General features: G+C 72.4%; 10 protein-coding genes. 4 read left to right on the top strand and 6 right to left on the bottom strand.

Annotated elements, in window-relative coordinates:
• Positions 1-78: 78 nt before the first annotated feature.
• Complete coding sequence (gene dacB / locus ACIBIW_RS35510) at positions 79-1,659, bottom strand: D-alanyl-D-alanine carboxypeptidase/D-alanyl-D-alanine-endopeptidase (protein WP_399342516.1); 1,581 nt, start codon at positions 1,657-1,659, stop codon at positions 79-81.
• 91 nt (positions 1,660-1,750) lie between these two features.
• Here dacB and ACIBIW_RS35515 point away from each other — a divergent pair, with 91 nt between their 5' ends.
• Positions 1,751-2,242, top strand: coding sequence for an inorganic diphosphatase (locus tag ACIBIW_RS35515; RefSeq protein WP_399342518.1), 492 nt, complete (start codon positions 1,751-1,753; stop codon positions 2,240-2,242).
• A gap of 316 nt (positions 2,243-2,558) precedes the next feature.
• Complete coding sequence (locus ACIBIW_RS35520; RefSeq protein ID WP_399342463.1) at positions 2,559-4,214, top strand: threonine/serine exporter family protein; 1,656 nt, start codon at positions 2,559-2,561, stop codon at positions 4,212-4,214.
• A 33-nt stretch (positions 4,215-4,247) separates the two neighbouring features.
• On the opposite strand, the gene ACIBIW_RS35525 is transcribed toward ACIBIW_RS35520, so the two are convergent.
• Positions 4,248-4,946: a DedA family protein gene (locus tag ACIBIW_RS35525; RefSeq protein WP_399342464.1), complete on the bottom strand. Its 699-nt coding sequence runs from the start codon at positions 4,944-4,946 to the stop codon at positions 4,248-4,250.
• 178 nt (positions 4,947-5,124) lie between these two features.
• Between ACIBIW_RS35525 and ACIBIW_RS35530 the strand changes: the two genes are divergently transcribed.
• A complete protein-coding gene (locus ACIBIW_RS35530) occupies positions 5,125-6,537 on the top strand; it encodes a glutamate decarboxylase (protein ID WP_399342466.1) in 1,413 nt (470 codons plus the stop codon).
• Between the two features lie 207 nt (positions 6,538-6,744).
• Here ACIBIW_RS35530 and ACIBIW_RS35535 read toward each other — a convergent pair whose 3' ends face one another.
• The 3 genes from ACIBIW_RS35535 to ACIBIW_RS35545 all read right to left on the bottom strand — a co-directional run bounded on the left by ACIBIW_RS35535 (position 6,745) and on the right by ACIBIW_RS35545 (position 9,853).
• On the bottom strand, positions 6,745-7,299 hold the full coding sequence (locus tag ACIBIW_RS35535) for a DinB family protein (protein ID WP_399342467.1): 555 nt from the start codon (positions 7,297-7,299) through the stop codon (positions 6,745-6,747).
• A 140-nt stretch (positions 7,300-7,439) separates the two neighbouring features.
• Positions 7,440-8,897: an aldehyde dehydrogenase family protein gene (locus ACIBIW_RS35540; RefSeq protein ID WP_399342469.1), complete on the bottom strand. Its 1,458-nt coding sequence runs from the start codon at positions 8,895-8,897 to the stop codon at positions 7,440-7,442.
• 62 nt (positions 8,898-8,959) lie between these two features.
• Positions 8,960-9,853, bottom strand: coding sequence for a helix-turn-helix domain-containing protein (locus ACIBIW_RS35545; RefSeq protein ID WP_399342471.1), 894 nt, complete (start codon positions 9,851-9,853; stop codon positions 8,960-8,962).
• Between the two features lie 292 nt (positions 9,854-10,145).
• On the opposite strand from ACIBIW_RS35545, the gene ACIBIW_RS35550 reads away from it, so the two are divergent.
• On the top strand, positions 10,146-10,604 hold the full coding sequence (locus ACIBIW_RS35550; RefSeq protein ID WP_399342472.1) for an ATP-binding protein: 459 nt from the start codon (positions 10,146-10,148) through the stop codon (positions 10,602-10,604).
• Between the two features lie 807 nt (positions 10,605-11,411).
• Here the strand turns inward: ACIBIW_RS35550 and ACIBIW_RS35555 are convergent.
• Entirely contained in the window at positions 11,412-11,651 is a 240-nt protein-coding gene (locus ACIBIW_RS35555) for a DUF397 domain-containing protein (RefSeq protein WP_399342473.1), read from the bottom strand.
• Positions 11,652-11,971: the final 320 nt, after the last annotated feature.

Below are 11,971 nucleotides of genomic sequence, written 5' to 3' on the forward strand. Positions count from 1 at the left end.
GCCGGTACGCGCGCGTGGTGCGGCGCGGGCGCGGGCCGGGCGGTCTCGCGGGTCTCCGGGAAAAATCAGGGTCGCGGGTCAGTCCCCGCAGCCGCAGTCGGCGAGGGCTGCGGCAAGACGGTCGAGGGCGGCCTCGGTGTCGGCGGGCGAAGCGGAGCCCGAGGTCATGAACGCGAACGCCAGCACCCGGCCGTCGGCGTCGGCGACCGTGCCCGCGAGCGTGTTCACGCCCGTGAGGGTGCCGGTCTTGGCCCGTACCAGCCCCAGGGCGCCGGTGTCGTCGCCGTAGCGGGCCTTGAGGGTGCCGGAGAACCCGGCCACCGGGAGCCCGGTCAGCACGGGGCGCAGCTCGGGCCTGTCCTGGTCGCCCGCGGCGGCGAGCAGGGACGTCAGCAGGCCGGCGGTGAGCCGGTCGTCGCGGTCGAGACCGCTGCCGTCGTGGAACTCGGCGCCCTTCAGCGGCATCTTCAGCCGGGCGAGCTGGGCCCTGACGGCCGCGGCGCCGCCCGCGAAGCCCGGGGCCCCGTGGGTGGCGAGCGCGGTCTGCCTGGCGAGCGCCTCCGCGATGTCGTTGTCGCTGTTGGTCAGCATCCGCTCGACCACGGAGGCGAGCGCGGGCGAGTCGACCGAGGCGACGCTCTTCGCGCCCTCGGGGGCGCGGGCGGGCGCGGGCTTGCCCGAGACCCGCACGCCGTGCTTCCGGAGGAGCGCCGCGAAGGTGCGGGCGGCGTCCCGCGCGGGGTCCGTGGAGCGGTCGGCCGGGCCGCTGGACGAGTCGTCGAGGCGGCCCTCGTCGACCATGAGGGCGGTGACGGGGGCCAGGTTCTCGTTGACGCCGATGGGGTGGCGTGCGCCGCCGGTGAAGCGGGAGGTGTCGTATCCGAGGCTCACCCGGTGCACGCCCCGCCCGGTGAGGGCGCGCGCGGTGCTCTCGGCGAGCGCGGGCAGGCTCGCGGCGCCGTGCGGGTCCGCGCGCGCGGTGAGCGTGGGGTCGCCGCCGCCGACCAGCACCAGGCGCCCGCCGTCGGGCGCGAGGACGGCGGAGGTGGTGAAGCGGTGGTCGGGGCCGAGGGCGGAGAGGGCGGCGGTGGCGGTGGCGAGCTTCGTGGTGGAGGCGGGGGTGAGGCCGCGGTCGCTGTCGCGCGTGTAGAGCCGCCTGCCGGTGGCGACGTCCACCACGGACGCGGTGCGCAGGTCACCCAGTGAGGCGTCGTCCAACAGGGGCTTCAGCAGCCGGACGAGCGCCGCCTGCGGCTCGCCAGCGGCGGCGCGCGGGGAGCCGGTCCCGGCGGCGCCGAGGGGCGCGAGGACCGGCGGGGCGCTCGGCGCGGGGGCAGGACCGCCCCCCGGGTGGCCGTGATCTGCGCCACGTCCCCCGGGCTCCGGGGAGCGGGCGTGGTCGGCCGCCCAGTCGCGCTCGGCCGCGCGCTGGCCCGAGGAGTCCCAGGGCCCCGCGAGCGCGACCGCGCCCCCGGCGACCACCAGCCCCAACACCGCCGCGCCCGCGATGACCTGCTGTGTTTTCAGCGGGCCCCGGGCGTGCAGCAGGCCGCGGGCGCGGGCCGCGACGGCCGGGGAGGCGCGCCGCAGGGTGCGCCGCAGCCGCCGCGCCGCCCGTGCGGCGCCCTCGCGCGCCCGCTGCGGCAGCTCGGGCAGCACCGGCACCACAACCAGCCCCTTTCGCGATCACACAAGTACGTGAGGGACACTTAACCATCAGAAGTATGTGCTGATCATGGAGGAGCCACCGGTGGAGTTCGACGTCACGATCGAGATCCCGAAGGGTTCGCGCAACAAGTACGAGGTGGACCACGAGACCGGGCGCATCAGGCTGGACCGGCGGCTCTTCACCTCCACCAGCTATCCGGCGGACTACGGCTTCGTGGAGAACACCCTCGGGGAGGACGGCGACCCGCTGGACGCCCTGGTCATCCTGGAGGAGCCGACGTTCCCCGGCTGCCTCATCAAGTGCCGCACCATCGGGATGTTCCGGATGACGGACGAGGCGGGCGGCGACGACAAGCTGCTCTGCGTCCCGGCGTCCGACCCCCGGGTGGAGCACCTGCGCGACATCCACCACGTCTCCGAGTTCGACCGCCTGGAGATCCAGCACTTCTTCGAGGTCTACAAGGACCTGGAGCCCGGCAAGTCCGTCGAGGGCGCCGACTGGGTGGGCCGCACCGAGGCCGAGGGCGAGATCGAGCGGTCGTACAAGCGCTTCAAGGAGCACGGCGGGCACTGACCCCTCCCGGGGGGAGCCCCGGACTCCGGCGGGCCGCGCGACTCGACGCGCGGCCCGCCTTGCTGTGGGCGCCCGGGACTGCCGCGGGTGCCCAGGTCGCCGGGGTGCGCCCGGCGTCGGGTGCGGAAACGGCGTACGCGCGCGTGGGTGGCACTCGTGGCCCCGATCCCCGCACGCGCGTGCGGGGATCGCGTGCGCATACTGAGGCGTGGGCCGGCCGTGGCAGGTGCACACCACGGGGTACGGACAGCAGCGGCGGGGCGGACGGGGCGCGGAGCCCGTGCCGCGCCGGGGAGCGAGGAGTGGGGCAGGGCCGGTGAGCGAGTCCGACAGCCACGAGCGGGGGTCCCAGCACGAGGAGTCGCGCAGCGCGTTCGCACCGCCCGAGGGGGTCGCGGCCCCGTCGGGCGCCGCCGAGGACGAGTCGTCCACCACCTCGGAGTTCGCCGTGCCGGCGGGGCTCGCCGCGCCCCAGGCGCCCGCGGAGAGCGAGGGCAGCGCCTTCGGCCCCCCTGGCGGGCAGGCGCCCCGTACCCCGCCCGCGTTCACCCCGCCGGGCGGCATACCGACGGTGGGGCGCCTCGCGCCGCCCGGGGCGCCCTGGCAGGACCGGATGCGGACCATGCTGCGGATGCCGGTCGCGGACCGGCCGTCGCCCGAGCCGGTGGGCGCGCACGACGAGGACGGCGCGGGGCCCGCGGTGCCGCGCGTGCTCGACCTGACGCTGCGTATCGGGGAGCTGCTGCTCGCGGGCGGCGAGGGCGCGGAGGACGTGGAGGCGGCCATGTTCGCCGTCTGCCGCAGTTACGGCCTCGACCGGTGCGAGCCGACCGTGACGTTCACCCTGCTGTCCATCTCGTACCAGCAGTCGCTCGTGCACGACCCGGTGACGTCGTCGCGCACCGTGCGGCGGCGCGGCACCGACTACAACCGGCTCGCCGCGGTGTTCCGGCTCGTCCACGACCTCAGCGACGACGACACCGACGTCTCCCTCGAAGAGGCGTACCGGCGGCTCGCCGAGATCCGCCGCAACCGGCACCCGTTCCCCCGCTGGGCGCTGACCGGCGCCAACGGGCTGCTCGCCGGGGCCGCCTCGGTGCTCGTCGGCGGCGACCTCATCGTGTTCCTCGCGGCGGCGCTCGGCGCGATGCTGGGCGACCGCCTCGCCTGGCTCTGCTCGGAGCGCGGGCTGCCGGAGTTCTACCAGTTCACGGTGGCCGCGATGCCGCCCGCCGCGGTCGGCATCACGCTCACCCTCTTCCACGCGGACGTAAGGGCGTCCGCCGTGATCACCGGTGGGCTCTTCGCGCTGCTGCCGGGGCGGGCGCTGGTGGCGGGCGTGCAGGACGGTCTGACCGGCTACTACATCACCGCGGCGGCGCGGCTGCTCGAAGTGCTGTACTTCTTCGTCGGCATCGTGGCCGGGGTGCTGATCGTCCTGTACTTCGGGGTGCGGCTCGACGCCAAGCTCAACCCGGACGCGGCGCTGCGGTACGTGGAGCGGCCCGGCTGGCAGATCCTCGCGGCGATGATGCTGTCGCTCGCCTTCGCCGTGCTGCTCCAGCAGGAGCCGTCCACGGTGTTCGCGGTCACCCTCAACGGGGGTGTGGCGTGGGTGGTGTACGGGGCCATGCGCTTCGCGGGCAACTTCTCGCCCGTGGCGGCCACGGCGGTGGCCGCGGGGCTGGTGGGCCTGTTCGGGCAGCTCTTCTCGCGCTACCGGTTCGCGTCGGCGCTGCCGTATGTGACGGCGGCGATCGGGCCGCTGCTGCCGGGCTCCCCGACGTACTTCGGGCTGCTCGGGTTCGCCGAGGGCGACATCAACACCGGGCTCACGTCGCTGTCGCAGGCGGCGGCGCTGGCGCTGGCCATCGCGATCGGCGTGAACCTCGGCTCGGAGGTCTCCCGGCTGCTGATCAGGGTCCCGGGTGCCGCGACCAGGCGGGCCGCCAAGCGCACCCGCGGCTTCTGACCCGCGGCGGCTGCGGCGGCCGGCCCGCGTGTTTCAGCGGCGGGCGTGGCGGCCCCGGGAGGCGGTGTCCTGGGGGGCCGGGGGGCCGTCGTCGCCCCGGGAGGGGGCGCGGCGGGCCTTGCGGCGGGCGCGCAGGAACTCGACGATCACCGGGAGCACGGAGATCAGCACGATGAGGACGAGCATCGCCTCGATGTTGTCCCTGACGATCGCGTGCTTGCCGAGGACCGCGCCCAGCAGGGTGACGCCCACGCCCCAGAGCACGCCGCCGATCACGTTGAACGCCAGGAACGAGCGGTACCGCATGCCGCTGACCCCGGCGATGATCGGGGTGAAGGTGCGCACGATGGGCACGAAGCGGGCCAGCACCAGGGACTTCGGGCCGTGCTTCTCGAAGAACTCGTGGGCCTTCGCCACGTTCTCCTGCTTGAAGAAGCGGGAGTCGGGGCGGTTGAAGAGCGAGGGGCCGACCTTCTTGCCGAAGAGGTAACCCGCCTGGTCGCCCAGGACGGCCGCGATCGCGACCAGCACACAGGCCGCCCACAGCGGGAAGTCGAGCTTGTCGGTGGTGATCAGCAGGCCCGCGGTGAACAGCAGCGAGTCGCCCGGCAGGAAGAACCCGATCAGCAGTCCCGACTCGGCGAAGACGACGAGCATCAGACCGTAGATCCCGAACTGGTTCAGCAGGGTGTCCGGGTCCATCCAGCTCGGTCCGAGTGCAAGCGTCATCACGGTTCCGGGCTCCTGAGGGTGGTGGGGCGTTCGCCTGTGAAAGGTGCGCCGACAAAGCTACCAACGCACGGCGGTCCGCTTCGGTTCCACCCGGCCCCGCCGCCCACGCCGGGCGCTCGGCCCGTTTCGTCCTTATTCTCGGTCGCGGGGCAGCAGAACACGCGCGAGGAGGCCGTGGATGCCACTGCATCTGGGAACGGGCGAGGGACGGGAGCGCCCGCTGTCGGTGAACCCGTTCGTCGGCGAGGCGAACCCGGCGGTCGCCATGACCGAGGCGCCGCCCAAGCACCGGCTGCCCGACGGGCCGCTGCCGCCGTCCACCGCGTACCAGCTCGTCCACGACGAACTCATGCTGGACGGGAACTCGCGGCTGAACCTGGCGACCTTCGTCACCACCTGGATGGAGCCGCAGGCGGGCGTCCTGATGGCGGAGTGCCGCGACAAGAACATGATCGACAAGGACGAGTACCCGCGCACCGCCGAGCTGGAGCGGCGCTGCGTGGCCATGCTGGCCGACCTGTGGAACGCGCCGGACCCGGGGCGCGCCATGGGGTGCTCCACGACGGGTTCGAGCGAGGCGTGCATGCTCGCCGGGATGGCGCTCAAGCGCCGCTGGGCGCTGCGGAACAAGGACCGCTACCCGGCGCGCGATGTGCGGCCGAACCTGGTGATGGGGGTGAACGTCCAGGTCTGCTGGGAGAAGTTCTGCAATTTCTGGGAGGTGGAGGCCCGCCAGGTGCCGATGGAGGGCGAGCGGTTCCATCTGGACCCCGGGGCCGCCGCCGCGCTCTGCGACGAGAACACCATCGGGGTGGTGGCGGTGCTCGGCTCGACCTTCGACGGCTCGTACGAGCCGGTGGCGGAGGTCTGCGCGGCGCTCGACGGGCTCCAGGAGCGGACGGGGCTCGACATCCCCGTGCACGTGGACGGCGCCTCGGGCGCGATGGTGGCGCCGTTCCTCGACGAGGACCTGGTGTGGGACTTCCGGCTGCCGAGGGTGGCCTCGATCAACACCTCGGGGCACAAGTACGGCCTGGTGTACCCGGGCGTGGGCTGGGCGCTGTGGCGCTCGCCGGAGCAGCTTCCCGAGGAGCTGGTGTTCCGGGTGAACTACCTGGGCGGCGACATGCCGACGTTCGTGCTGAACTTCTCCAGGCCGGGCGCCCAGGTGGCGGCGCAGTACTACACGTTTTTGCGGCTCGGGCGGGACGGCTACCGGGCCGTGCAGGGCGCCACCCGGCAGGTCGCGACCGCGCTCGCCGAGCATGTCGCGGGCATCGGCGACTTCCGGCTGCTGACGCGGGGCGACCAGCTCCCGGTGTTCGCGTTCACCACGGCGCCCGACGTGACCGCGTACGACGTCTTCGACGTGTCGCGCAGGCTGCGGGAGCGGGGCTGGCTCGTGCCCGCGTACACCTTCCCGCCGCACCGCGAGGACCTGTCGGCGCTGCGGATCGTGTGCCGCAACGGCTTCACCGCCGACCTCGCCGAACTCCTCGTCGCCGACCTGGACGAGCTGCTGCCGGAGCTGCGCCGCCAGTCGGGGCCGCTGACCCGCGACCGGCGGGCGGCGACGAGCTTCCACCACTGACGCCGCGGGGGCGGCGGCGCACTCCCGGTCGCAGCAGGTCGAGCGCGTCGCGGCGTTCGAGGTCGGCCATGGAGCCGAGCGCCGCGGTGAGCAGGTCGGTGCCCTGTCCCCAGCCGGTGAGGGAGTCGCGCAGCAGGGCGAAGTACGCCTCGTCGCCGCGAGCCGTGAGGCCGTACTCGGTGCGCGCGCGTGTGCGGCCCGCGGGGCTCACGCGCGCGCGTGCGGCGCTTGGCGCTCCAGGTCGATCAGCTCGAACGCGTTCTTGCCGTCCAGGGTCTCCCTGATGATGTCGGCGTGGCCGGCGTGCCGGGCGAACTCCTCGACGAGGTGGGCGAGGGTCCAGCGCAGCGAGACCCGGGCGTCCTTCGGGTACCAGGGCGCGGGCGGCAGCGGGTAGGTGCGGCCGAGGTCGGGGGCGGCGCGGAAGTACTCCTCGGTCTCGGCGGCGATGGTGTCCCAGAGCGCGAGGACGTCCGCGACGGTCTCGTCGCCGACGAGCCGGAAGCCGACCTCCCAACTGTCGGAGCCCGTCAGGTACTCGTTGGGCCGCCCCTGCGCCAGCCGCAGCCAGTTGACCTCGCAGAGCGCGGCGTGCTTCACGAGCCCGGCGAGGGAGAGCGCGCTCGCCGAGGGCGTGGCGGACGCCTGCTCGTCGTCGAGCCCGAGCACCCCGCGCCGCAGGGCGCCGCGCTGGGCCTCGACGAAGGAGAGGAGCATGCCGCACTCGTCGCCTGAGGTCTCGGAGGGGACGTGGGTGACCATGGGGTTTCCGCCTTTCGGATGCCGGGCACCGGCCCGGTGCCTCGCTTCGACACCCGAAAGATAGATCGGCTTTAGGTCAGATCCTGGCCGCAGCGGCGCGTGGCACGGACGGCGGTGGTACGGGCGCGGGGGCGCGGGCGTCAGAAGGGGAACTCGGTGTGGCCGTGCTGGACCGACACCCACTGCACGGTGGTGAACGCGTCGACGGTCGCGTCGCCGTTGAGCCGCCCCACGCCCGACGCCTTCTCGCCGCCGAAGGCGACGTTGGGCTCGTCGTGCACGGTGCTGTCGTTGACGTGGAACATGCCGGACTCGACACCGCGGGCGAAGGCGACGCCGCGCTCGATGACTCCGGTGTGCACCGCGCCGCTGAGGCCGTAGGGGCTGTCGTTGACGATGCGCAGGGCCTCGGCCTCGTCCTCGAAGGGGATCAGCAGCGCCACCGGGCCCAGGATCTCCTGCCGGAGCACGGCGGAGTGGTCGGGTATGCCGGCGAGGACGGTGGGTTCGATCAGGTTGCCCCGCACCCGGCCGCGCACCAGGGGCGTGGCGCCGTCCGCCACGGCCTGTTCCACGGCCGCCACTATGGCGTCGGCCTGCGAGGAGTTGATGACGGGGCCGATGACGGTGTCGGGGTCGCGCGGGTCGCCGGTGCGCAGGGCCCGCACGCGCGCGACGAACTTCGCGGTGAACTCCCGCTCCACGGCGCGGTGCACCAGGATGCGGTGCGCGGCCATGCAGACCTGGCCCTGGTGGACGTACCGGCTGAAGACGGCGGCGTCCACGGCGTAGTCCACGTCGGCGTCGTCGAGGACGACGAGGGCGCTGTTGCCGCCGAGTTCGAGCACGCAGCGCTTGAAGTGGGAGGCGCAGACGGTGCCGACGTGCCGCCCCACGTCCGCGGTGCCGGTGAAGGAGATCACCCGGGGCACGGGGTGAGCGATGAAGGCGTCGCCGATGTCGGCGATGTCGGCGATGACGACGTTGAGCAGGCCCTGGGGCAGCCCGGCGTCCTCGAAGATCTTGGCGATCAGGGAGCCGCCGCAGACGGGGGTGTCCTCGTGCGGCTTGAGGACGACGGCGTTGCCGAGCGCGAGCGCGGGGGCGACGGACTTCAGGGAGAGCAGCAGCGGGTAGTTGAAGGGGCTGATGACGCCGACCACGCCGACCGGGTTGCGGTACAGGCGGTTCTCCCGGGAGGCCGCGACGGACGGAATGATCCGACCTTCGGGGCGCAGCGCCAGCTCTCCTGCCTCGCGCAGGAACTCCTTGCTCGCGGCCAGTTCGAAGACGGCCTTCTCGCGGGTGCCGCCCAGCTCCTCGGTGATCGCCTCGGCGATCTCGGACTCCAGCTCCTCGACGACCCGCAGCGCGCGGTCGATCAGCGCCCGCCGCTGGTGCGGGCTGACCGCGGCCCAGGCGGGCTGGGCGCGCCGGGCGGCCCGGTAGGCGGTGTCGATCTCGGTCTCGGTGGCGATGGTGATGGACGCCAGCTTGTCGCCGTTGTACGGGTTGACGTCGATGATGTCCCACGCGCCCGCACCCGTGCGCCAGGCACCGTCGATGTACTGCCGGGCCAGACCGGTGAAGAACGACATGTCATCCCTTACTGCTGAGGCTCCCGAGGCCGACGCTGATGGGAAGTCATCCTACTTCCGGATCAGGCCAGTTGGAGTAGACCTCTCAGCAACTCCCTTGTTTCCGCGGGGTTCGCGGCGGTCGCGCGCAGCTCGTCCATGGCGCGGCCGTACTGGTCGACGTCCTCGCGCTTGTCGAGGTACAGCGCGCTCGTGAGCTGCTCCAGGTAGACGACGTCGGAGAGGTCCGACTCGTCGAACTTGAGCATGCTGAACGCGCCGGACTCGCCCGCGTGCCCGCCGACGCTGAACGGCATGACCTGGAGGGTGACGTTGGGCCGCTCGGAGATCTCGATCAGATGCTGGAGCTGGCCGCGCATCACCTCCGCGCTGCCGTAGGGGCGGCGCAGCGCCGCCTCGTCGAGCACCACCTGGAACTCCGGGGCGTTCTCGGAGACCAGCAGTTTCTGGCGTTCGAGTCGCAGCGCGACCCTGCGGTCGACCTCCGCCTGGCTCGGCTCCTTCATGGCCCGGGAGACGACCGAGTTCATGTACGCCTCGGTCTGGAACAGGCCGTGCACGAACTGCACCTCGTACAGCCGGATGAGGGAGGCGGCCGCCTCCAGGCCGACGTACGTCTGGAACCAGCCGGGCAGCACGTCGGTGTAGCTGTGCCACCATCCGGCCACATTGGCCTCCTTGACGAGCGAGAGGAGTGCACCACGCTCGCCCTCGTCGGTGACGCCGTACAGCGTCAGCAGATCCTCGACATCCCGCACTTTGAAGCTCACCCGGCCCAATTCCATGCGGCTGATCTTCGATTCGGAGGCGCGAATCGAGTACCCCGCGGCCTCGCGGGTGATACCGCCCGCCTCCCGCAGTCGCCTGAGTTGCGAGCCCAGCAGGATGCGCCGCACCACCGAGCCGCCGCCGGTGTTCGACGCCTGGGGGTATCCCCAAGACTCTCCTGCGGTCACTTTCGTCAGCCCTCCCCAACGGTTCTTCAGGTTTCGCAGTCTGCCACTAAAACGCTCCACCCCGTACTCATTCGGTTACAGAAACAGAGCCTTGGCGAAAGCACCACCAAGAACGCGGAGGAATAAATGGCGCCAACCCCCGCACACTCTGGCACAACGGGCGCGTGCACGTGCATCTGCCCTTGCATCCGCCCCTGGCATTCGGAACGATGGTCGCGCACCACCGCAGCACCGCAGTAGCGCTACGGCCGCAATCACGGGAGTGCCTCGTATGGGGACGGACAGAGCAGCCATGCTCGCGCCATTGAGGCAAGGGCTTCCTCCCGTCGACCCCTCCGCGGTCTCCAGTGCGGCGTCGTGCGCCCTGCCCGCCCGGTACGAGGCGGTCGGCGAGGCGCGGAAGTTCACTCTACGTACCGTCGGCCACTGGGACACGGCGGGCCGCTGCGACGACATCTGCCTGGTGGTCTCCGAGCTGGTCACCAACGCCCTCCAGCATGCCCTGCCTGCCCATACGCCGCGTGACCAGGAGCCTCCCGTGCGGCTGCACCTGATGCACTGGTCGTCGCGGCTGGTCTGCGCGGTCCGTGATCCCAGTGAAGCGAGCCCGGTGGCCCGTGAGAAGGAGGACTTCTCCGCCGAGTCGGGGCGCGGTCTCTTTCTGGTCGACTCCTTCAGCGACAGTTGGGGCTGGCACCCGCTGGCGGGCACGCTGCACGGCAAGGTCGTCTGGGCGCTGTTCCGCTTGTGAGACGCAGGCGGTGCGGGGGCGCGCGGCGGCGCTGTGTGCGCGGTCCGCTCCTGGTACGGGGGTGCCTGCGGGGCGCGCGGCGCGACGGGCGCCGATGCCTGCGGCGGTGGACGCTCCCCTGAGGCGCGCGGGACGCGTGGCGGCGCGGTTACCCCTGGTATGCGCGGGTGGTCGCGGGGTCCCGCCGCGCCCGGCGGGCTGAGGCGAACCGGCGGGCGGCCGCCCTCCGAGTGCTTCCACTGCGCCGGGGCGGCGCCGCCCCGAACGGGTTTCGCGGGACCCGGGTCCGGCACGGAGGGCGGCGGGCGGCGCGGCCGTGGCGCCCGCGCGGGGCGCCGGGGACCGGCAGGGGCGGTGGGTCCCGTGGGGCGCGGGGGCGGCCGACGCCGGAGGGAAGAGGGCCCCGGCGGACGTCCCGCGTCCGCCCTGCTCGCCTTTGGGGACGTGTGCGCCGCTTCGGCGGTCGCGGAAGTCGGCTTGTTCTCGCCGCCGTTCGCCCCGCGGCCACCGCGTGCAACGGCTCGCGTCCGGGGCTGGATTCCGCGTTCGGGACGCGCGGTCGTGAGGAGGCGAATGCGCCGCGTGTGTAAAGCGGCGAATAAAGAGTTGGCATTGCTCACACGCCGCGTCCGCCCTCTCACACAGAAAACTTGCGTGATGAAACGACTGCGCTGCGTGGCCGGTTGAGGGTTCTCCCGGCGGCCCCGTCTTCGCCCGCGCCTTAGCGCGGATCGATTCCCGAAGCCCCTTCGCCGGGAACTCGGGCGGCGCCCGCCCGGCCCCCGGCGGATCGCGGACCGGGTGCGGTCAGCCCGTCACCAGGTGATCGAACTCGCCGTCCTTGATCCCCAGGAGCATGGCCTCGATCTCCGCCCTGGTGTAGATCAGCGCGGGCCCCTCGGGGTCCGTGGAATTGCGCACGGCAACGCCTCCGCCCGGCAGCTTGGCGAACTCCACGCAGGTCCCCTGGGAGTTGCTGTGCCTGCTCTTCTGCCAGGCCACCCCGTGAAGCTCCGTGGCCGCCATGCCGTTGTACACATCGTGCACAGTCGCTCCCCGGGTTGTGCAGTGGCCGGATGTGGCCATTGATGCAGCGGTCAACTGACTTCGGATCATAGCCGTGTTCACATGCGAATGCATAAGCATTTGACTCGTGCCGATGCATGCGCATATGCACGTGCACGCGCGGTGTCCCGACGATTACAGAAACCCCCTGTCCGGTCCTCCGGTGACCCGGTACGCCCCGGGGAGCCCGTTCCCCGGACGCGTCGGCTCAGTCCCGGTTTACGGCGGCTGGTCACACCGTCCGTGTCCCGGTCCTCAAAGGGAAACCGAAGTCCCCCGAAGGTAAAGACGAATAAAGCCGC

The sequence above is a fragment of the Streptomyces sp. NPDC050560 genome (assembly GCF_044457285.1).
Classification (GTDB): domain Bacteria; phylum Actinomycetota; class Actinomycetes; order Streptomycetales; family Streptomycetaceae; genus Streptomyces.

Coding starts and splice junctions, on each gene's coding strand:
- ACIBIW_RS35535 (WP_399342467.1), bottom strand. CDS start 7,299: ATGGTCACCCACGTCCCCTCCGAGACCTCAGGCGACGAGTGCGGCATG.
- ACIBIW_RS35540 (WP_399342469.1), bottom strand. CDS start 8,897: ATGTCGTTCTTCACCGGTCTGGCCCGGCAGTACATCGACGGTGCCTGG.
- ACIBIW_RS35530 (WP_399342466.1), top strand. CDS start 5,125: ATGCCACTGCATCTGGGAACGGGCGAGGGACGGGAGCGCCCGCTGTCG.
- ACIBIW_RS35550 (WP_399342472.1), top strand. CDS start 10,146: ATGCTCGCGCCATTGAGGCAAGGGCTTCCTCCCGTCGACCCCTCCGCG.